This is a genomic window from Pseudomonas sp. H1h (genome assembly GCF_000633255.1).
Classification (GTDB): domain Bacteria; phylum Pseudomonadota; class Gammaproteobacteria; order Pseudomonadales; family Pseudomonadaceae; genus Aquipseudomonas.
Window position 1 is genome coordinate 100639 of sequence record NZ_AYMJ01000016.1, and the last position, 21614, is coordinate 122252.

Sequence of the window (21614 nt, forward strand, 5' to 3'; positions counted from 1 at the left end):
GATAACCGTTAAACACTTGCAGGAGCGAGCCATGCTCGCATATTGCGGATTGCGAGTCTGCGTAGAGGGTCGATCAACCCGACCTGCGCAGACCCGCTCCTACAAATCGCCGATCACTTGGTAGCGGCGCCATCCGGTACGAACACGTAGCCCACGCCCCAGACAGTCTGGATGTAGCGCGGTTTCGACGGATCGGGTTCGATCATCCGGCGCAGACGGGAAATCTGCACGTCGATGGAACGCTCCAACGCATCCCACTCGCGGCCACGGGCCAGGTTCATCAGTTTGTCGCGGGTCAGCGGCTGACGCGCATTCATCACCAAGGCCTTGAGTACCGCAAACTCACCGGTGGTGAGCATGTGCACTTCGTCGCCTCGCTTCAGTTCGCGGGTCGCCAGCGACAGCACGTAGTCACCGAAGGTGACGTTTTCGTCTTCGCTGCCCGGCGCACCCGGCACCGGAGCGGCCTGGCGACGCAGAACAGCCTTGACCCGGGCCATCAACTCGTCCGGGTTGAACGGCTTGGCCAGGTAGTCATCGGCGCCCAGTTCCAGGCCCTTGATGCGGCTCATCTCATCGCCCTTGGCGGTGAGCATGATGATCGGGATCTGGTTGTTTGCGGCCCGCAGGCGACGGCACGCGGTCAGACCGTCTTCGCCCGGCAACATCAGGTCGAGGACGACCAGGTTGAACACTTCACGCGACAGCAGACGGTCCATTTGCTCGGTGTTCGGTACGGCACGGGCGCGGTAGCCCTTGCTGACGAAAAAACGTTCCAGCAGGCTGCTCAGCCCCGGATCGTCGTCAACAATAAGAATTTTTTCGCCTTCAGCATTGTTTGCAGTGCTGCTCATTGGATGCTCCTTTTAGCTCGGCGCGCATTATGGCGTAGCTGCCGTTATACGCACCGTGTGCATTGTTAGCAGATTTTTCCTTCACTGCCAGAAAACCGGGGTTTATGCCTACAGACTGCTACACCCCCGAATGACAGAACGCTGGTTATAATGCGCGGCGTTTTGTGCCAGGCAACGTCTGAATCGTTACCGCAGGTGGCCGCGATTTTTTCCGGAGCTGCGCAGTAATTGTTCGATTTCACGGGTCAATGGGGTGCCTTTTGACCCAGGCAGCGGCAATTTTCTAGCCGCTCAACCAGACTCCGGGCCTTTATTTCCGTGCCTGCGAGCCTGCTTTCACAATATGTCAGGTGGTTTTATGGACAGCATCAACAGCCGCATCGCCGAGGAACTCGGCGTACGCCCGCAACAGGTCGAAGCGGCCGTCGCGCTACTCGATGAAGGCTCTACCGTTCCCTTCATCGCCCGTTACCGGAAAGAAGTCACCGGCAGCCTTGATGACACCCAGCTGCGTCATCTGGAAGAGCGTCTGCGCTACCTGCGAGAACTCGACGAACGGCGCATCAGCATCCTCGCCAGCATTGAGGAGCAAGGCAAACTCACTCCGGCCCTTGAGCGCGACATCAAGCTCGCCGACACCAAGACCCGCCTCGAAGACTTGTACCTGCCGTACAAGCAGAAGCGCCGCACCAAGGGCCAGATCGCCCTGGAAGCTGGCCTCGGCGAACTGGCCGACGGTCTGTTCAATGACCCGAACCTGGCTCCTGAAGCCGAAGCCGCACGCTTCGTCGACGCCGAAAAAGGCGTGGCCGATGTGAAAGCTGCGCTCGAAGGCGCCAAGTACATCCTGATGGAACGTTTCGCCGAAGACGCCAGCCTGCTGGAAAAACTGCGTAACTACCTCAAGCAGGAAGCGACCATCAGTGCCCGCGTGATCGCCGGCAAGGAAGAAGAAGGCGCCAAGTTCCGCGACTACTTCGAACACGACGAACCGCTGAAAAGCATGCCGTCGCACCGCGCGCTCGCCATTTTCCGTGGCCGCAACGAAGGTATCCTCAGCTCCGCGCTGAAAGTCGGCGACGAACTGCCAGGTACCATGCACCCGTGCGAGGGCATGATCGGCCAGCAATTCGGCATCCAGAACCAGAACCGCCCGGCCGACAAATGGCTCGGCGAAGTGGTGCGCTGGACCTGGAAGGTCAAGCTCTACACCCACCTGGAAACCGACCTGCTCGGCGAACTGCGCGACGGCGCCGAAACCGAGGCGATCAACGTCTTTGCCCACAACCTGCACGACCTGCTGCTGGCCGCTCCGGCCGGCCCGCGCGCGACCCTGGGCCTCGACCCGGGCTTGCGTACCGGCTGCAAGGTCGCCGTGGTCGATTCCACCGGCAAACTGCTGGATCACGCCACGGTTTACCCGCACGTGCCACACAACAAGTGGGATCAGACCATCGCCATCCTGGCCGCCCTGTGCGCCAAGCACTCGGTTGACCTGATCGCCATCGGCAACGGCACCGCCAGCCGCGAAACCGACAAACTGGCGATCGAACTGATCAAAAAATATCCAGCGATGAAGATGACCAAGGTCATGGTTTCCGAGGCCGGTGCATCGGTGTACTCGGCATCCGAACTGGCGGCCAAGGAATTCCCGGACCTGGACGTGTCGATCCGTGGCGCGGTGTCCATTGCTCGTCGCCTGCAGGATCCACTGGCTGAACTGGTGAAAATCGATCCGAAATCTATCGGTGTCGGTCAGTACCAGCACGACGTCTCGCAGCTGAAACTGGCGCGTGGCCTGGATGCGGTGGTCGAGGACTGCGTGAACGCCGTCGGCGTCGATGTGAACACCGCATCCGTGGCGCTGTTGGCGCGGATCTCCGGCCTCAACGCAACGCTGGCGCAAAACATCGTCGCTCACCGCGACGAACACGGCGCGTTCAAAACCCGTGCAGCACTGAAGAAAGTCGCGCGTCTGGGCGAGAAAACCTTCGAACAGGCTGCAGGCTTCCTGCGTGTGATGAACGGCGACAACCCGCTGGATTCCTCGGCCGTTCACCCGGAAGCCTATCCGCTGGTGCAACGCATTGCCGCTGAAACCGACCGCGACATTCGCTCGTTGATCGGCGATGCCGGGTTCCTCAAACGTCTGGATCCGAAGAAATTCACCGACGAGACCTTCGGCCTGCCAACCGTCACCGACATCATCCAGGAACTGGAAAAACCGGGCCGCGACCCGCGTCCGGAGTTCAAGACCGCCGAGTTCCAGGAAGGCGTCGAAGACCTCAAAGACCTGCAACTGGGGATGATCCTCGAAGGTGTCGTCACCAACGTGACCGCGTTCGGCGCATTCGTCGACATCGGCGTGCATCAGGACGGTCTGGTGCACATCTCGGCGCTGTCGGAGAAGTTCATCAAGGACCCGCGCGAAGCCGTGAAAGCCGGTGACGTGGTGAAAGTGAAGGTCATGGAAGTCGACATCCCGCGCAAACGCGTCGGCCTGTCGATGCGCATGGGCGACACCCCGGGCGAGAAGATCGACGGTGCCCGTGGCTCGCGTCCGGGCTCGGCCCAGCGCCAGCCATCGAACAACACGCCACGCAAGGAAACCGCAACCGCAGCGCCGGTGAACAATGCGATGGCCTCGCTGTTCGCCAACGCCAAGCAGTTGAAGAAACGCTGATGGAGATTCCGGCCGGGCTCGTCGAGAGCGCGTTTTTCAAGCTGTTGGGTTGCCGCCTGCACAGCCTGGAAACCGGGGTGGCGCAAGTCGCCCTGGTGCTGGAACCGGAACTGCGCAACCGCGGCGGCAAATTGCACGGTGGCGCGCTGTTCAGTCTGGTCGACATCGCCATGGGGCTGGCCTGTTCCAGCACCCACGGCTTCGATCAGCAGAGCGCGACCATCGAGTGCAAGATCAACTACATCCGCGCCGTTTCCGACGGCGAGGTGCTGTGCACGGCGCGGGTGATCCACCCGGGCCGCCGCACGCTGGTGGTCGAAGCCGACGTGATGCAGGGCGACAAACTGGTCGCAAAAGCGCAAGGCACGTTCGCTGTCCTGTAGCTTGTCGTCATCAATTTGAGTTAATTTCGGCGCTGTGATCGCAGCGTCGAGCTTTTCTGTGGGAGCGGGCTTGCTCGCGAAGAGGGAGTGTCAGGCAGCATCAGGTCGCCTGACACGACGCCTTCGCGAGCAAGCCCGCTCCCACAGGAACGGCATGATCTTCGCGTGCATCTGCCAGATTCAGGGATTGAAGTCGGCGGTTCGAAAGGGGCTTCGTGAGCCCAAAAAACCAGGCGAAAACGCCAGTTTCAACTTCACCCTTGTAGACCGTCCTGCCCACCCCCATATTGGGGCGACTGACGCGTGAAGGAATCCAAATTGAGCGAACTTCTCAACCGCCGCCTGGCTCTGCTCGGCGAGCGCGCCAACCTCTCTCTGCTCGAACAGTGCCTCCACGGTATCGAACGTGAATGCCTGCGCGTGACCAGCGAAGGTCGTCTGGCGCAAACGCCGCACCCCGAAGCCTTGGGTTCCGCGCTGACCAACGAACAGATCACCACTGACTATTCCGAGTCGCTGCTGGAGTTCATCACGCCCGCCCTGCCCGACCCGGCTGACACCCTGGCGAGCCTGGACAAGATTCATCGCTTTGCCTACAGCAAGCTCGGCGACGAGTACCTGTGGAGTCCATCGATGCCGTGCCCGTTGCCGGCCGAGGAAGACATCCCGATCGCCTATTACGGCACCTCCAACATCGGTCAGCTCAAGTACGTCTACCGCAAGGGCCTGGCCCTGCGGTACGGCAAGACCATGCAGTGCATCGCCGGGATTCACTACAACTTTTCCCTGCCGGAAAAGCTCTGGCCGCTGCTGCGCGAAGCCGAGGGTTTCGTCGGCACCGACCGCGACTTCCAGTCGTCGTCCTACATCGCGCTGATCCGTAATTTCCGTCGCTACAGCTGGCTGCTGATGTACCTGTTCGGTGCATCGCCGGCGCTGGACGCCGGCTTCCTGCGCGGCCGTTCGCACCAGTTGGAACAGCTCGATCCGGACACCCTGTACCTGCCGTACGCCACCAGCCTGCGCATGAGCGACCTCGGTTATCAGAGCAATGCCCAGGCCGGTCTGACCCCGTGCTACAACGATCTGGCGAGCTACACCGACAGTCTGCGCAAAGCCGTGGCCACGCCGTACGCGCCGTACGTTGAAGTCGGCACGCACAAGGATGGCGAGTGGGTGCAGCTCAACACCAACATCCTGCAAATCGAAAACGAGTACTACTCCAACATCCGCCCGAAACGCGTGACCTACACCGGCGAGCGGCCGATCCAGGCCCTGGTCGCCCGTGGCATCCAGTACGTCGAAGTGCGCTGCCTGGACATCAACCCGTTCCTGCCAATGGGGATCGACGTCACCGAGTCGCGCTTCCTCGACGCGTTCCTGCTGTACTGCGCGCTGAACGACAGCCCGTTGCTGACCAACACTTCGTGCGGCAATGCCACCTCGAACTTCCTCAGCGTGGTCAAGGAAGGTCGCCGGCCGGGCCTGCAATTGCAGCGTGATGGTCAGCCGGTCGAGATGAAAGCCTGGGCGGCAGAACTGCTGGAGCAAATTGCGCCACTGGCAGCACTGCTGGATCAGAGCCATGGCGGCGATGCGCACAGCAAGGCGCTGGATGCACAACTGGCCAAGGTCAGCGACCCGTCCCTGACGCCATCCGCGCAGGTGCTGGCGGCGATGGCTGAGCATAAGGAAAGCTTTGCGCAGTTCTCGTTGCGTCAGAGCCAGGCGCATGCCGAGTTCTTCCGCAGCGAGCCGTTGGCAGCTGAGGAACAGGCGAAGTTTGAAGAACTGGCGCGGTCTTCGCTGGCGCAACAGGCTGAGCTGGAGCAGAACGAGGTTGGCGATTTCGATGTGTTTGTCGGGTCGTATCAGGCGAGTATTCTGGCGATCAGCAACTGACATCAGAAGGTTCTTCGAACCTTTTCGCGAGCAGGCTCGCTCCCACATTGGATTGCAATCTCCTGTGGGAGCGAGCCTGCTCGCGAATGACCGCACAGCGGCTAGGCTTAGATTTTTCCGCTCATAAGCTAAGTCTAAAAAGTTATTTATTTTTAGTTTCTTAGATCATTTAGTCTCCTGTCACGCCGATCGTCGGTCGCCTGATTTGGAGCACGCCCCCATGAAACTGAATTTCCCGCTTCGCCTGTTGGCCGTGGCCTCTCTGGCTGCTGCGAGCTTTCTGGCCCAGGCCGCCGACCTCACCGTCGCCTACCAAACCACCGTTGACCCGGCGAAAGTCGCACAGGCCGACGGCGCTTACGAAAAAGCCACCAAGGCCGACATCAGCTGGCGCAAGTTCGACAACGGCGCCGACATCATTGCCGCCATCGCCTCCGGTGACGTGCAGATCGGTTACCTGGGTTCGAGCCCGCTGACCGCCGCGATCACCCGCAAGGTTCCGGTGGAAACCTTCCTCATCGCTACCCAGATCGGCGCCGCCGAAGCACTGGTCGCTCGCGACGGTTCCGGGATCAACACTGCGCAGGATCTGGTCGGCAAGAAAATCGCCGTGCCGTTCGTGTCTACCGGTCATTACAGCCTGCTCGCGGCGCTGAAGCACTGGAACATCGACCCGTCGAAAGTCACCGTGCTCAACCTCGCGCCCCCAGCGATCATCGCCGCTTGGAAACGCGGTGACATCGACGCCACTTACGTGTGGGATCCGGCACTCGGCGTGGCCAAGGAGAACGGCAAGGTGCTGATCACCTCCGGCGAGCTGGCCAAGTTCGGTGCACCGACTTTCGATGCGTGGATCGTGCGCAAGGACTTCGCCGAGAAGCACCCGGACATCGTCACCGCGTTCGCCAAGGTCACCCTCGACGCCTACGCCGATTACCGCAAAGACCCGAAAGCCTGGCTCGCCGACCAATCCAACGTCGACAAACTGGTGAAACTCTCAGGCGCCAAGGCCAGCGACATTCCTTTGCTGCTGCAAGGCAACGTCTACCCGCTGGCGGCTGATCAAGTGATCACCCTCGGCGCGCCGACCACCAAGGCCATCACCGACACCGCCGCGTTCCTCAAGGAGCAAGGCAAGGTCGAAGCCGTACTGCCGGACTACGCGCCGTACGTCAGCGCCAAATACATCACCAACTGATCGGGAGTTAACCGCGATGGCCTTGCTACAGCTGGAGCGCATCAGCGCACAGTATCCCGGCAGCCCTGCACCGGTGCTGGCGGACATTTCCCTGACCCTCGGGCCTCAGCAGTTGCTGGTAGCCCTCGGCCCGTCCGGCAGTGGCAAGACTTCGCTGTTGAACCTGATTGCCGGCTTCGTCGAACCCAGCGCCGGGCGCATCACCCTCGACGGCGTGCCGGTCAAAGGCCCGAGCGCCGAACGTGGCGTGGTGTTCCAGGACGATGCTTTGTTGCCATGGCAGGACGTATTGGCCAACGTGGCGTTTGGTCTGGAACTGGCCGGTGTCGCCAAGGAGAAACGCGAGAGGATCGCCCGCGAAATGCTTGCGCTGGTCGATCTTTCCGGCTTTGAAAGCCGCCGTATCTGGCAGCTCTCCGGCGGCCAGAAACAGCGCGTTGGCCTGGCCCGCGCCCTCGCTGCCGACCCGCGCGTGCTGCTGATGGACGAACCCTTCGGCGCCCTCGACGCGTTCACCCGCGAACAGATGCAGGAGCTGTTGCTGCAAGTCTGGCAGCGCACCGCCAAGCCGGTTTTCCTGATTACCCATGACATTGAAGAAGCGGTGTTCCTCGCCACTGACCTGATTTTGCTCGCGCCGAATCCGGGGCAGATCGTCGAGCGTCTGCACCTGGATTTCGGTCAGCGTTACGCCGCCGGCGAGTCCGCCCGCGCAATCAAATCCGACCCGCGATTTATCGAAACCCGCGAGCACGTGCTGAGCAAAGTGTTCTCGCAACGCAGCGCCGTTCAGCGGCAGGAGCGCGCATGAGCAGTTACGACGTTTCCGCCCCGGCGGTAAAAACCCCATCGGTGGTGATTCCTGTGCGCCGCAGCCTCAGCACGCGCTGGATCAGCCTGCTGACCTTGCTCGCTTTGCTGGTGATCTGGTGGGCCGTAACAGCCACCGGCCTGATCGAACCCCTGTTCCTGCCACCGCCGTCCGCCGTGCTGCAAAAAGGCTGGTTGCTGGCGACCACGGGCTATATGGATTCGACCCTGTGGCAGCACTTGGGCGCGAGCTTGAGCCGCATTGGTCTGGGCCTTGGTTTTGCGATTCTGACGGCGGTGCCGGTGGGTATCGCCATCGGCGCCAACCGTATCGCCCGTGGCGTGCTCGATCCGCTGATCGAGTTCTATCGGCCGATTCCGCCCCTGGCCTATCTGCCGCTGATCGTGATCTGGTGCGGCATCGGCGAGTTGTCGAAAGTGCTGCTGATCTACCTGGCGATTTTCGCGCCGATTGCCATTGCTACCGCCACCGGCGTTCGCACCGTAGATCCGGCCAAACTGCGCGCCGCGCAGTCGTTGGGCGCCACTCGCGCCCAACTGATCCGCCATGTGATTTTGCCCAGCGCCCTGCCGGACATTCTCACCGGTGTGCGCATTGGTCTGGGTGTTGGCTGGTCGACATTGGTCGCCGCTGAACTGATCGCTGCCACCAGCGGTTTGGGCTTCATGGTGCAGTCGGCCGCGCAGTTCCTCGTCACCGATGTGGTGGTGCTGGGGATTCTGGTGATTGCCCTGATCGCCTTTGCCATGGAAATGGGCCTGCGCGCCCTGCAGCGCAAACTGGTGCCGTGGCACGGCCAGGCGCACTGACAAATTTGATGTGAACACACCTGTGGGAGCGAGCCTGCTCGCGAAAGCGTCGGAGCAGTCACTGCACTGTCGCCTGACACGCAGCATTCGCGAGCAGGCTCGCTCCCACAAAAGCATCACACCCCGAATTCTAGAGAACCATCATGAGCAGCCTGACTATCACCCCCTTAAGCTCGGCCCTCGGCGCACAGATCAGTGGCGTCGATATCAGCCAGCCGCTGAACCTGGAACAGCGCGACGCCATCGAGCAGGCACTGCTCAAGTATCAAGTGCTGTTCTTCCGCAACCAGCCGATCGAGCCGCCACAACAGGCGCGTTTTGCGGCGTACTTCGGCGACCTGCACATTCACCCGATCTACCCCAATGTGCCGGAGCAGCCTGAAGTGCTGATCCTCGACACCGCTGTCACCGACGTGCGCGACAACGCAATCTGGCACACCGACGTGACCTTCCTGCCGACCCCGGCGATGGGCGCGGTACTCAGCGCCAAGCTGCTGCCGGAGTTTGGCGGCGACACCTTGTGGGCCAGCGGGATTGCTGCGTATGAGGCCCTGTCGGCGCCTGTGAAAGCCTTGCTCGAAGGGCTGACAGCAACCCATGATTTCACCCGTTCGTTTCCGCTGGAACGCTACGGCAACACGCCCGATGCACTGGCGCAATGGGAAGAGGCACGGCGCAAGAATCCGCCGCTGTCGCATCCGGTGATCCGCACCCACCCGGTGAGCGGACGCCGCTCGTTGTTCGTCAACGAAGGCTTCACGTCGAAGATCAACGAGCTGTCGGAAACCGAAAGCGAAGCGATGCTGAAGTTTCTGTTCGCCCACGCGACGCGACCGGAATTCACCATTCGCTGGCGCTGGCAGAAGGACGACATTGCGTTCTGGGACAACCGCGTGACGCAGCATTACGCGGTGGATGATTACCGGCCGGCGCGGCGGGTGATGCAGCGGGCTACGGTGTTGGGGGATGTGCCTTTCTTTCGCTGAGTATCGAGATCTTCAGTAACTGAAGCGGCCCCTTCGCGAGCAGGCTCGCTCCCACATTGAAACGCGTTTCCCTGTGGAAGCGAGCCTGCTCGCGAAAGCTTTTTGCAGCTTGAACGTTACTCCGCCGTCGAAGGCTTCTCCCACAGATTGATCCCGCCCTCTTGGGCAAACCGGTCAATCTCCGCCAACTCTTCAGCACTGAAGTTCAGGTTCTTCAACGCCCCGACGTTCTCGACAATCTGCTCCGGCCGGCTCGCGCCGATCAGCGCCGAGGTCACCCGTGGATCACGCAGGGTCCAGGCCAATGCCAGTTGCGCCAGGCTCTGGCCGCGACGCTTGGCAATCTCGTTCAACGCGCGAACGTGCGCAATGTTCGCTTCGGACAAGTGCGAAGCCTGCAGCGAACCGCCACCCGGACGATTGACCCGCGCATCCGCCGGTACGCCGTTGAGGTACTTGTCGGTCAGCAGACCTTGCGCCAACGGGGTGAACGCAATCACGCCAGTGCCGAGCTCATCGGTGGTGTCGAGCAGGTCCTTTTCCACCCAGCGGTTGAGCAGGTTGTACGCCGGCTGATGAATCAGCAGCGGCACTTTCCACTCTTTGAGCAGCGCAGCGATCTCGCGGGTTTTCACCCCGGAATACGACGAGATACCGATGTACAACGCCTTGCCCTGCTGCACCGCAGTGGCGAGGGCGCTGGCGGTTTCTTCCAGCGGGGTGTCCGGGTCGAAGCGGTGCGAATAAAAGATATCCACATAGTCCAGGCCCAGGCGCTGCAGGCTCTGATCGAGGCTGGCCAACACGTATTTGCGCGAGCCGCCGCCCTGGCCATAAGGGCCGGGCCACATGTCCCAGCCGGCCTTGCTGGAGATGATCAGCTCATCGCGGTACTGCTTGAAGTCTTCACGCAGCAGGCGACCGAAATTGATCTCGGCGCTGCCGTACGGCGGGCCGTAGTTGTTGGCGAGGTCGAAGTGGTTGATGCCCAGGTCGAACGCGGTACGCAGCAAGGCGCGCTGGGTGTCGATCGGCGTGCTGTCGCCAAAGTTGTGCCACAGGCCCAGCGACAGCGCGGGTAACACCAGACCACTGCGGCCGACGCGGCGGTAAGGGATGGAGTCGTAGCGGTTTTCGGCAGCGGTGTAAGTCATCGAATCCTCTCTTGTCTGTCTTCAATGGGTGTCGACTTCTTCGCGAGCAGGCTCGCTCCCACATTTGGAATGCACGCCCATGTGGGAGCGAGCCTGCTCGCGAAGGGTGTTACACAAATCTGTTGCCAGGCCGGGCGAGACCCAGGTTCTCGCGCAATGTCCGACCCTCATACTCGGTTCTGAACAGCCCACGCCGCTGCAGTTCCGGGACCACGCCATGGGCGAAGTCTTCGAGCCCACCGGGCAGGTGCGGCACCAGCACGTTGAAGCCATCCGCCGCACCCTGTTCGAACCATTCCTGCAAGCGGTCAGCGATCTGCACCGGGGTCCCGATCAGGCTGTAATGCCCACGCCCGCCGGCAATCTTGCGCCCCAACTCGGCGAGCGAAAGACTCTCCCGTCCCGCCAGTTCAGTCAGCAATTTCTGCCGGCTCTGCTGGCCGCTGTCGGTCAGCGGCAACTCGGGCAACGGTCCGTCCAGCGGGTACTTCGACAAATCGAAGTTGCCCAGCATACGCCCAAGCAAGGCGACGCCAACCTCCGGTTCGACCAATTGCTGAAACGTTTCACATTTTTCCTGCGCTGCGGCCTCCGTCTGCCCGACGACGACAAACACCCCTGGCATGATTTTCAGCGAATCGGCACTGCGCCCGTATTTCGGCAGGCGGCCCTTGAGGTCGGCGTAAAACGCCTGAGCACTGGCCAGCGAGGTTTGCGCGGTGAACACCACTTCAGCGGTCTGCGCTGCCAATTCCCGCCCGGTTTCGGAAGAACCCGCCTGCACGACCACCGGTTGCCCCTGCGGTGAGCGCGCCACGTTCAGCGGGCCTTTCACCCGAAAGTGCTCACCGACGTGATCCAGCACATGCAGCTTCGACGGGTCGTAATACGCGCCGCTGGCCTTGTCACGCACGAAGGCATCGTCCTCCCAACTGTCCCAAAGCCCGGTAACCACCTGATGAAACTCACGGGCGCGGCGGTAGCGGTCGGCGTGGCCGATGTGCTCCTCGCGACCAAAATTCAGCGCTTCGGCGGCGTTGTCCGAGGTCACCAGATTCCACCCGGCGCGCCCACCGGACAGGTGATCGAGCGAGGCGAATTTGCGCGCTACGTGGTAAGGCTCGTTGTAGCTGGTGGTCGCCGTGGCGATCAGGCCGATGTGTTCGGTGACCGCGCTCAACGCCGAGAGCAAGGTCAGTGGTTCGAAGTGATCGGAGCGCGCCATGCGGCTGGCGATGTCCTGGGTCGGCGCGGCCACACTATCGGCGATGAACAGCGTGTCGAATTTTGCTGCCTCGACAATCTGCGCCAGACGCTTGTAGTGGGCGAAATCCAGACCGGCATTGGCTGGCACCTGCGGGTGACGCCACGCGGCGACGTGGTGCCCGGTGGCCATGAGAAACGCGCCCAGTTTCAATTGTCTGCTCATCTCAGAAATCCTTGCGCAGTTGCACGCCAAAGTAGCGCTCGTCATCCCGTGGCACGGCGCGGTAGATGTAGTTGCCGCCACTGGCCAGCAATGGCGAATAGGACTTGTCCGCGAGGTTCTTGCCCAGCAGTGCCACGCGCCAGCCGTTGGTGTAATCGGCGAGAGCGACGCTGGCGTTCCAGATGCCGTAGGCGCCTTGCTTGGTGTCGGCGTTCTGGCTGATGTCGTACTGCACTTCGCTTTGCCAGCTGTAGTCGGTGCCGAGTTCGATATCCAGACCGTTGTCCAACGGAATGCTGTAGTCGGCGCGCACGTAGCTTTTCCAGTCCGGGCTGAACGGCAGCGGCTTGCCATTGACGTTGCACGACGCCGCAGCGCCCGCCGGGCAACTGAATTGATCGATGCGTGCGCGGGTGTAGGCCAGCGCCCCGGAGAACTTCAGTTGCCGGGTCGCCTGCAAGGCGTAATCGAGTTCGACGCCTTCGGTGCTGACGCTGCCGGCGTTGATCAGGCGCGTCACCACTTGCCCGGCGACGGTGTCGAAAAAGTTCGCCTGATAGTTGTCGTAGTCGCTGTGGAACACCGCGAGGTTGGTGGTCAGCCGGTTGTTCCAGCTCGTGGCCTTGATCCCCGCTTCCCAGGTGTTGGAGGTTTCCGGTTTGAGCGCCTCGGTGTCACGCGGCTGCATGTTGAAGAACACGTTGTAGGCCGGGCCTTTGTAGCCGCGCGAGTAGGTCAGATAGGTGGTGACTGCATCGCTGAGGTCGTACTGCACACCGAGGCGGCCGGACCAGCCGTCCTCGTCCACCGAGCCGGAGCTGCTGGTCGCCGGTTGAATGCCGCTGACCGTGGTCGCCGACGTCGAGACGCGGCGGTGATCGTATTCCAGATCATCGTGGGTATAGCGCAGGCCGGCGATACCACGAAAGTCCGAGGTGAAGTTCAGCGTGGCTTCGCCGAACGCGGCGTAGCTGTCGCTGGTGGTGCTGTAATCGGCGACGCCACGGTCGGTGCGCGTGGTGGTGGTCAAGGTGCGCTGATAGGTCTCGTCGTCCTTGCCGTGCATGTAGAACAGGCCGCCGACGTACTCGAGGAATTCGCCTTTCGGCGAGGCCAGACGCAGCTCCTGCGAATACTGGTCGAAGGCCAGATCGCCCTTGTCGGCGGTGCCGGGGAACGCAGCAGTGATCGTGCTCAGCCGATCGCCGTCCTGATACTGCGTGTTGTCCCAGCCGCGCCACGCCGTGATCGACGTCAGGGTGTAATCGCCCAATTGCCAGTCGAGCTGGCCGGACAGACCTTTGTTGGTGTCCTCGACGTGAGTGCGGGTGTCGGTGTTGATGTCGCGGTTATGGCTGCTGGCGTAAACCGGGCTCAGCGCGTTGGCGAAGGCCGGCGTCAACGACTTGCTGACCACGCCGTTGGGGCCGTCGTCGTGGGACTGCATGTAGTCGGCGATCAGGGTGAAGGTGACGTCATCGTTCGGGGTGAATTCGAGTTTGCCGCGCACGCCGCGGTGGTTGTAACCGTTGACCTCCTGGCCGTTGTGTTTGTTGTCGACATTGCCGTCGTAAGTACCGAACAAGGTGCTGATCGAACCCTTGAGCGTGTCCGGAATCAGGCTGCCGCCGATGCCGAAGCGGGTGCGGCTTTCGTTGCCGCTGTAGTACGACTGATCGATGTAACCGTGGGTCTCGTTGGTCGGCGCCTTGCTGGTGATGTTGAGCACACCGGCCGAGGCGTTCTTGCCGAACAGGGTGCCCTGCGGGCCGCGCAGTACTTCGACACGCTCCAGATCCAACAGATCGAGGGTCGACTGGCCGGGACGCGCATAGACCACGCCGTCAATCACCGTGGCCACTGTGGGTTCGACACCGGGTGAGGTAGAAATCGTACCGACGCCACGCACGAACAACGAGGTGTCCTTGTTCGACGCGCCGGTGCGGAAATTCAGCGACGGCACTTGCTGGACGATGCCTGCCACACCATTGCGGTTGTCGCGCTCCAGCTGTTCACCGTCGATCACCGAGACCGCCACCGGGACCTTTTGCAGCGACTCTTCGCGGCGGGTGGCGGTGACCGTCACCGACTTGAGGGTCGGCTCCTGATCGCTGCCGTCAGCTGCAAAAGCGTCGGCCAGCGGCAACGCCGCCAGCCCGGTAAAAATCCAGCCGGCAGCGCAAATCGATTGCGCCAGTTTAGGTGTCGCCCCAGGAATGTTGTGCATGTTTGCCCGCTCGAAATTGGCCCTGAACCGCTGCCGTTCTGCGACGACAGCGCCTGAATCGGTGTCTTGGGCATTCGCTCGAGCGAGTAGCAGACAACGCGCATTGTTAGCGCTAACATCGCCAGTATTGGCAAGCTGCACATAGAGCGTCCAATACTGAAAAATTACTTTTATATGCGTTTTTGTTTTTAACAAGGATCGAGACTTGAGCCAGGAAAAGCCCCGCAAACGCCGTGGCGCCGGACGTGTGACCCTCAATGCGGTAGCACGCCAGGCTGGCGTATCGGCGATCACCGTATCGCGTTATTTCAATCAACCGGAATCGGTCTCGCCCGAGCGCCGTGAGCGAATTGCGGCGGTGGTGGCCGAGTTGGGCTACGTGCCGAACCTGGTGGCCGGCGGGCTGGCTTCAGCACGGGGAAAAATCGTCGGAATGGTGATCCCGAACATCTCCGGGCCGATCTTTGCCAACACCATTCAAGGCTTCAGCGACACCCTCAGCCGCCACGGTTATCAGTTGCTGCTGGCGTCGAGTTACTTCAGCGCCGAACAGGAAGAAAACGCGGTGCGGGCCTTCCTCGGCTGGTCGCCGGCGGCGCTGGTGGTCACCAGTCACTTTCACAGCGCGGGCACGGAAAAAATGCTGGCCGAAGCAGATATCCCGGTGATCGAAACCTGGGATTACCAGCCGGAGCGCGAGCCGATGCAGATCGGTTTTTCGCACTTCGAGGTAGGTGTCAGCGCCGCCCGTTTTCTACACGACAAGGGCTATCGGCGAATCGCATTTGTGCAGAACAGCGCACCCGGCGACTTCAGCGCACTGGAGCGCCGTGACGGTTACGCCGCGACCGTGCGTGAACTCGGTCTGGAGCCCTGGGTGTTCGCACCGGACGCCGATCGCGCCCCGTTCGAGGCGGGCAAGCAAGCGATGGGAGCGCTGATGAACGCCTCGCCGCGCCCCGACGCGATCTTCTTCGCCAACGACAACCTCGCCGCCGGCGCCCTGCTCGCCGGGCAACGCGCCGGCCTCAACATCCCCGAAGACTGCGCCGTGCTCGGCTTCGGCGATTACCCGTTCGCCGAGATGCTGCTGCCCAGCCTGAGCACGATCAAACCGCCCGCGCTGGAGATCGGCGTACTGGCGGCGACACGAGTGCTGGAAAGCCTTGGCGTATTGCCGAGCAATGAGGTGCAGCGCCTGAATTTACTGCAATGCGAAGTGATCGAGCGCGAGAGCACCTGATTCTAAAACCACTGTAGGAGCTATCGAGCGCTGCGATCTTTCGCTCAAAGCCAGAATCAAAAGATCGCAGTCTGCTCCAGCGCAGGTTCTTCGTTATGCCGACAATTCGCGCAAAGCAGCAGCCGCCAGAAACCCGGAACGGGAGCTGTAGCGCTGATCACGCCGGACTGTCTGATCGATACGCTCGAGCAGTTGTTCGGGCAGCGTGGCGTTGAAGCGTACCGATTTGCCGAAATAGGGCGTGATATCAAAGTCGACAACACCCCAGATCCCACCCGCGTAATCCGGATTATCAAGATGAGCATCAATGTCCTGAACTCGGGGCAACGGTGCACCATCAGCGACGAGTCCCTCATAGTGCAGGGCCAGAGCCTCCTGAGTGTTTTCAAAAGCTTCGGCTACCGTAGTACCTGCGGAGAAGCACCCTGGTACATCCGGGACAATCACTCCGTAGTCTGAGTCGGCATCCTTGTGCAGAACGACCGGGAATTTCATAGACGTGAATCCTTCCTCTGACGTGTCCATAAAAGGACTTTCATTTCCAGTGACGGGCTTCATTTCAATCCCGCTTGTTTCAAAAATGCTGTTGATCGTCCCTTTGGGAAGGTCCGAATCCGGATGCTTGACCGTCACCCGTCCCGACTTGTGCGGATGCCTGTATTGATGGTGACTGCCCTTCACTGCAACCAGATACCAACCGTCGTCCTCGATCATCCTGATCATTTCCCGACTACGCATTGCCTTCGCCCTGTTCGACAGCAAGAGCTGGTCACTTTAGGGCGTGGACACTTGATTTATACACACGATACACACTCAGACAAATATTAGCTGACGGAACATGTCCGCCGTTTTTGGTCAGACCGATGGCAGGTGCGGGCCAGCGAGAAAGTGCCTCGCCGACCAGATACATTTGAACGAGTCGCGAAATATGTCCGATGACGAAAGTCCTGCGTGTATTGAGGCGGGCTGACTTAGCTATGCTCTAGTTGACACCGAGATGGCCCCTTCGCGGGCAAGCCCGCTCCCACAGTGTTTCGCGTCGTTTACAGACTCTGTATCCAACACAAAAAACTGTGGGAGCGGGCTTGCCCGCGAAGACGGCCGATCAAGCACCGCATATCCAGCAGGCACACCCATGCATACCGCCATCATCATCTTCTTCGGCCTGGTTCTGCTCGCCCTGATGCTCTACATCGGCGAGCGAATCGGCTTCAGCCGGCAGACTTTGGCCTACAGCTTCGCCGCGCTGTGGCTGGCGTTGACGGTGATCAATGGCGCGGTGGGAGTGGTGCATGCCGGGCAGCCGCTGGGGTCGGAAATTGCGGTGGGCAGTGCGGTGTTCGGGGTGCCGATGGCGGCGATGGTGTTGTTCATGGTGCTGAGCGCCGAGTCGTAAAACGTCCCGACGCCCAGCGGCCGATCAACGCACCAGATGCAGGAACTGCATGTGGCGTTCGTACTGGTCGAGGATGTCGTTGATGATCTGTTCCTTGGTGTAGCCCACCAGATCGTAGTCCTGACTGCCCTCGCTCAAATGCACTTCAGCGCGGTAATAGCGGCGGTTGTTGAGTTGCTTGGAACCCATGCCACCGCGCGCAAACGACGGCGTGAAATAGCCGCGCATCTGCACCTGGTAGATAAACGGATGCAACTCGCCATGGCCGATTTCCAGGCTGACGCTGTCATGCGCCGGGTCCGGCTGGGTGACCACGTTCAGGCCTTTTTCGACGAATACCGCCGTCACCTCTTCGATCGCCGGACGCACGGTGGTGTCCATGAAGCGATACACCTCGTCGCGTGACGGGAAATGCACGGCCTGACTCAGGCGCTGACGCCAGCCACCCTTGCCACGACGTGAACCGGACACCGGGGCCAGCGAATGCAGTTGCGCGATCTGTTTCTGCGACTCCAGATAGAACGCCTTGTGCAGGCCCCACATCATCAGCAACAAAATCAGCGAGAACGGCAACGAGGTCAGCACCACCGCCGACTTCAGCGCATCGATACTGCCGGAGAACAGCAGCGCACTGGTCACCAGCGCGGTCATCGCGCCCCAGAACACCCGCAGCCATTTCGGCCCGTCTTCGTCCGGGTTGCCACCCTTGGCCGAGAGGGTCGAGAGCACCACGGTGCCGGAGTCGGCCGAGGTGACGAAGAACACGAAGCTGATGAACACCGTCACGGCGATGACGGTCTTGCTCCATGGATAGGTTTCCAGCAGCAGATAAAGGCTCATCGACGGATTGTCGAGGGCCGACATGCCCAGCGCCGACATGCCGTGGTTGAGCACCTGATCGATGGCACTGTTGCCGAAGATCGACATCCACGCCAGGGTGAAACCGAGCGGGATCAGCAACACGCCGAAGACAAATTCACGGATGGTCCGGCCACGGGAAATCCGCGCAATGAACAGGCCCACGAACGGCGACCACGCGATCCACCAGGCCCAATAGAACACCGTCCAGCCACCGAGCCAGTCGCTCGGTTTGTCGTAGGCGTAGAGGTCGAAACTCTTCATCGGCAAGGCGCCGAGGTAGTCGCCGAGGTTCTGGATCAAGGTGTTGAGCAGGTGCTGGGTGGGGCCGGCGAACAGCACGAAGAGCAGCAGCGCACAGGCCAGCAGCATGTTGATGTCGGACATCACTCGCACGCCCTTATCCACACCCGACACGGCGACGATGATCGCCGCGCCCATCATCAATGTGATCAGGCCGACCTGAATCCACTGGGTGTGGGCGATACCGAACAGGTAATCCAGGCCGGAGTTGAGGTGCAGCACGCCGAAGCCCATGTCCGCACCGAGGCCGAACACCGTGGCAATGATGCCGAAGCCATCCACCGCGTAACCGATGGGGCCGTTGATGCGTTTGCCGATCAGCGGATACAGCGCTGAACGCAGGGCCAGCGGCAGGTTATGCCGGTAGGCGAAGTAGGCCAGGGCCATGCCGACGAAGGCGAACACGCCCCAGCCGTGCAGGCCCCAGTGCAGAAACAGGATCTGCATCGCCTGGCGCGCCGCGTCGGCGGTGCCGGCTTCGCCTTGTGGCGGTTGGGCCAGATGCGTCAGTGGCTCGGACACGCAGAAGAAAAACAGGGTGATGCTGATCCCGGCAGCGAACAGCATGCCGGCCCAGGACAAGTAACTGAATTCGGGCTCGTCGTGGTCGGCACCGAGTTTTATCTTGCCGTAGCCCGATAACGCGGTGACCACCACGAAGACCAGATACAGCGTCATCGCGAGCATGTAGTACCAGCCGACCGTATTGGCCGCCCAGTTTTGTGCAGCCAGCAACCAGGCTCCAGCCTGCTCCGGCATGGCGATGACAACGAGACCAAACAGCAGAATGACCGTCGCGGCGAAGTAGAACACCGGCGGATTCATGCGTACCAGACCGCTGGCGGGGGTGGACGATGCACTCATGGACGGTGCACCTCGTGGGGTTGAAACGTGGCTGAAATGATCGGACTCAGCAAAGGCAAGCCTCCTGTTGTGAGCGGGCAGCGAACCACCGGTTTAACTTGAATGAACGTTCAAGTTAAACATGGATAGGGTGGTAAGGACTAATCGCAGGGCTAGGCGGTAGTTTTCCTACAGTAGCCCAAGGAGGGGGTATGACGCGGATCAGAGGCAATTCGTTCACTGCACAATTGGCTGAATGCCATTATCTCGATTCGACCTGAAAACCATTCGCGAGCAGGCTCGCTCCCACATTGGATCTGTGATCGACACCCGTCCCCTGTGGGAGCGAGCCTGCTCGCGAAGCGGCCCGCTACAGCAACGCAGATTCAGCGCCTTACTTCTGCGTCCCGTCATCATGCTGCAGATTGGCCTGAGTCAGGTTGCTCCCCGCCGGCACGCTGCGCGTCAGCCAGACATTGCCGCCGATGGTCGACCCCTGGCCGATGGTGATCCGCCCGAGAATCGTCGCCCCGGCATAAATCACCACGTCGTCTTCGACAATCGGATGGCGTGGATGACCCTTCTGCAACTGCCCGTCCTCGTCTGCCGGGAAGCGCTTGGCGCCCAGGGTCACGGTCTGATAGATGCGCACGCGCTCACCGATGATCGTGGTCTCGCCGATCACCACACCGGTACCGTGGTCGATGAAGAAGCTGCGACCGATCTGCGCGCCCGGGTGAATATCGATGCCCGTCGCCGAATGCGCGATTTCTGCGCTGATCCGCGCCAGCAACGGCAGTCCGGCGCGATACAGATGGTGCGCCAGACGATGGTGGATCACCGCCAGAATCCCCGGATAGCACAGCAGCACTTCATCGACGCTGCGCGCCGCCGGGTCACCGTGATAGGCCGCCAGCACGTCGGTGTCGAGCAGGCTGCGCAGGCCCGGCAACGCCAGGGCGAAGTCCTGGATGATGCGGATCGCCTGCTTCTCGACGTCGCCGTTGTCCTGCGCGCTGTGCCGGGCGACGTAGCGCAACTCAAGTCTGGCCTGCGCCAGCAAGGCATTCAGCGCCGTGTCGAGGGTGTGACCGACATAGAAGTCTTCACTTTCCTCACGCAAATCCACCGGCCCCAGACGCATCGGGAACAAGGCGCCACACAAGGCTTCGAGAATTTCCGCCATCGCCGCGCGGGACGGCAACTCGCGCCCGCCCTGCTCGCCGGTGGCCCGGCCATTTTGTGCACGCCACTGATCCCGCGCACTGCGCAGTTGGCTGACGATGGTCTGCAGTTGCCAATGGCTGGAACGCTCGCTCACGGTAAAGACTCCTCAGGGCGGCCGGACGGTCTGGCCGCGTTAACGGCGACTACTTTACGGCATGCCCGCGAGGGCGAATTAAGAACCGATAGTGCTGGCCTAAGCACATTTGGCTATAAGCGATTGACGGTTGCCCCAAGAAAACCGCGTGCCTATAGTCCTTTCATCTTTCTCCGCCAGTACGGGCTCATGATCAAACAACAGCTGGAACGCTTTAACCGTCTCGACCTGCTCGGACAACCCACGCCGCTGGAAAAACTCGAACGTCTGTCCGCCTGGCTCGGTCGCGAGGTGTACATCAAGCGCGACGACCTGACGCCGCTGGCGATGGGCGGCAACAAGCTGCGCAAACTCGAATACCTCGCTGCCGACGCCCTCGCTCAAGGCGCCGACACGCTGATCACCGCCGGCGCCTTGCAATCGAACCACGTCCGCCAGACCGCCGCACTGGCGGCCAAGCTCGGCCTCGGCTGCGTGGCGCTGCTGGAAAATCCGCTGGGCACCGACGACAGCAATTACACCGGCAACGGCAATCGCCTGCTGCTGGACCTGTTCGACACCAAGGTCGAACTGGTCGACAACCTCGATAACGCCGACGAACAACTTGCCGCCCTCGCCGTGCGCCTGCGCAGCAACGGCAAGAAGCCGTACCTGGTGCCGATTGGTGGCTCCAATGCCCTCGGTGCGTTGGGCTACGTGCGTGCCGGTCTGGAGTTGGCCGAGCAAATCAAGGACACCGGCCTCGATTTCGCCGCCGTGGTGCTGGCCTCGGGCAGCGCCGGGACCCACAGCGGCCTGGCACTTGCCCTGAGCGAAGCCCTGCCGCAACTGCCGGTGATCGGCGTGACCGTCTCGCGCAGCGAAGAAGATCAGCGCCCGAAAGTGCAAGGGCTGGCCGAACGCACGGCGGACCTGTTGGGCGTGAAATTACCCGTGAACTTCAAGGTCGAGTTGTGGGACGAATACTTCGGCCCGCGCTATGGCGAACCGAATGCCGGGACACTGGCAGCGGTGAAACTGCTGGCGAGTCAGGACGCGGTGCTGCTTGATCCGGTGTACACCGGCAAGGCCATGGCAGGGTTGCTCGACGGGATCGGCCGTCAGCGCTTTGATGAGGGGCCGATCATTTTCCTGCATACCGGCGGGGCGCCCGCATTGTTTGCCTATAAAGGCTCACTGTCGAGCTGAGTTCG

The 21614-nt window shown here is 61.4% G+C and carries 17 protein-coding genes and 1 pseudogene; 10 read left to right on the forward strand and 8 right to left on the reverse strand.

Annotation, left to right across the window (positions count from 1 at the left end; all coding sequences use genetic code 11):
* Positions 1–113 precede the first annotated feature (113 nt).
* The gene (ompR, locus tag U862_RS0114135; RefSeq protein WP_007964700.1) at positions 114–854 is read right to left on the reverse strand and encodes a two-component system response regulator OmpR; all 741 of its coding nucleotides are present in this window, start codon (positions 852–854) and stop codon (positions 114–116) included.
* A gap of 358 nt (positions 855–1212) precedes the next feature.
* On the opposite strand from ompR, the gene U862_RS0114140 reads away from it, so the two are divergent.
* The 7 genes from U862_RS0114140 (at position 1213) to tauD (ending at position 9647) form a co-directional block, all read left to right on the forward strand.
* The gene (locus U862_RS0114140) at positions 1213–3537 is read left to right on the forward strand and encodes a Tex family protein (protein ID WP_025110983.1); all 2325 of its coding nucleotides are present in this window, start codon (positions 1213–1215) and stop codon (positions 3535–3537) included.
* A complete protein-coding gene (locus U862_RS0114145; RefSeq protein ID WP_007917925.1) occupies positions 3537–3920 on the forward strand; it encodes a PaaI family thioesterase in 384 nt (127 codons plus the stop codon). Before U862_RS0114140 ends, U862_RS0114145 begins: the two co-directional genes overlap by 1 nt.
* Before the next feature lie 318 nt (positions 3921–4238).
* Positions 4239–5822, forward strand: a complete 1584-nt coding sequence (gene gshA / locus U862_RS0114155) for a glutamate--cysteine ligase (RefSeq protein WP_025110984.1) — start codon at positions 4239–4241, stop codon at positions 5820–5822.
* A gap of 220 nt (positions 5823–6042) precedes the next feature.
* A complete protein-coding gene (gene tauA, locus U862_RS0114160; RefSeq protein WP_025110985.1) occupies positions 6043–7020 on the forward strand; it encodes a taurine ABC transporter substrate-binding protein in 978 nt (325 codons plus the stop codon).
* 16 nt (positions 7021–7036) lie between these two features.
* Complete coding sequence (tauB, locus tag U862_RS0114165; RefSeq protein ID WP_025110986.1) at positions 7037–7831, forward strand: taurine ABC transporter ATP-binding subunit; 795 nt, start codon at positions 7037–7039, stop codon at positions 7829–7831.
* Positions 7828–8661 carry a taurine ABC transporter permease TauC gene (tauC, locus tag U862_RS0114170; RefSeq protein ID WP_025110987.1) on the forward strand — a complete coding sequence of 278 codons (834 nt, stop codon included), beginning with the start codon at positions 7828–7830 and terminating at the stop codon, positions 8659–8661. Before tauB ends, tauC begins: the two co-directional genes overlap by 4 nt.
* Before the next feature lie 143 nt (positions 8662–8804).
* A complete protein-coding gene (tauD, locus tag U862_RS0114175; protein WP_025110988.1) occupies positions 8805–9647 on the forward strand; it encodes a taurine dioxygenase in 843 nt (280 codons plus the stop codon).
* Positions 9648–9763: 116 nt separating this feature from the next.
* Here tauD and mgrA read toward each other — a convergent pair whose 3' ends face one another.
* The 3 genes from mgrA to U862_RS0114190 all read right to left on the reverse strand — a co-directional run bounded on the left by mgrA (position 9764) and on the right by U862_RS0114190 (position 14457).
* Positions 9764–10801, reverse strand: a complete 1038-nt coding sequence (mgrA, locus tag U862_RS0114180) for an L-glyceraldehyde 3-phosphate reductase (RefSeq protein ID WP_025110989.1) — start codon at positions 10799–10801, stop codon at positions 9764–9766.
* 109 nt (positions 10802–10910) lie between these two features.
* Positions 10911–12230, reverse strand: a complete 1320-nt coding sequence (locus U862_RS0114185; RefSeq protein WP_025110990.1) for an LLM class flavin-dependent oxidoreductase — start codon at positions 12228–12230, stop codon at positions 10911–10913.
* 1 nt (position 12231) lies between these two features.
* Positions 12232–14457 (reverse strand): TonB-dependent receptor, encoded by a 2226-nt coding sequence (locus U862_RS0114190; RefSeq protein ID WP_025110991.1) that lies wholly within the window; start codon positions 14455–14457, stop codon positions 12232–12234.
* 205 nt (positions 14458–14662) lie between these two features.
* Between U862_RS0114190 and U862_RS0114195 the strand changes: the two genes are divergently transcribed.
* Entirely contained in the window at positions 14663–15700 is a 1038-nt protein-coding gene (locus tag U862_RS0114195; RefSeq protein ID WP_025110992.1) for a LacI family DNA-binding transcriptional regulator, read from the forward strand.
* 93 nt (positions 15701–15793) lie between these two features.
* On the opposite strand, the gene U862_RS31160 is transcribed toward U862_RS0114195, so the two are convergent.
* Together U862_RS31160 and U862_RS31165 are read right to left on the reverse strand one after the other, a co-directional pair.
* Positions 15794–16258, reverse strand: a complete 465-nt coding sequence (locus tag U862_RS31160) for a type II toxin-antitoxin system HicB family antitoxin (RefSeq protein ID WP_025110993.1) — start codon at positions 16256–16258, stop codon at positions 15794–15796.
* A 15-nt stretch (positions 16259–16273) separates the two neighbouring features.
* A pseudogene (locus U862_RS31165) lies at positions 16274–16438 on the reverse strand (type II toxin-antitoxin system HicA family toxin); the annotation flags it as partial.
* 397 nt (positions 16439–16835) lie between these two features.
* On the opposite strand from U862_RS31165, the gene U862_RS0114205 reads away from it, so the two are divergent.
* Positions 16836–17096: a hypothetical protein gene (locus U862_RS0114205; RefSeq protein WP_025110994.1), complete on the forward strand. Its 261-nt coding sequence runs from the start codon at positions 16836–16838 to the stop codon at positions 17094–17096.
* Between the two features lie 24 nt (positions 17097–17120).
* Here U862_RS0114205 and betT read toward each other — a convergent pair whose 3' ends face one another.
* The gene (betT, locus tag U862_RS0114210) at positions 17121–19082 is read right to left on the reverse strand and encodes a choline transporter BetT (protein WP_177327341.1); all 1962 of its coding nucleotides are present in this window, start codon (positions 19080–19082) and stop codon (positions 17121–17123) included.
* Positions 19083–19494: 412 nt separating this feature from the next.
* Entirely contained in the window at positions 19495–20421 is a 927-nt protein-coding gene (epsC, locus tag U862_RS0114215; protein WP_025110996.1) for a serine O-acetyltransferase EpsC, read from the reverse strand.
* A 189-nt stretch (positions 20422–20610) separates the two neighbouring features.
* Here epsC and U862_RS0114220 point away from each other — a divergent pair, with 189 nt between their 5' ends.
* The gene (locus tag U862_RS0114220; RefSeq protein WP_025110997.1) at positions 20611–21609 is read left to right on the forward strand and encodes a D-cysteine desulfhydrase; all 999 of its coding nucleotides are present in this window, start codon (positions 20611–20613) and stop codon (positions 21607–21609) included.
* Positions 21610–21614: the final 5 nt, after the last annotated feature.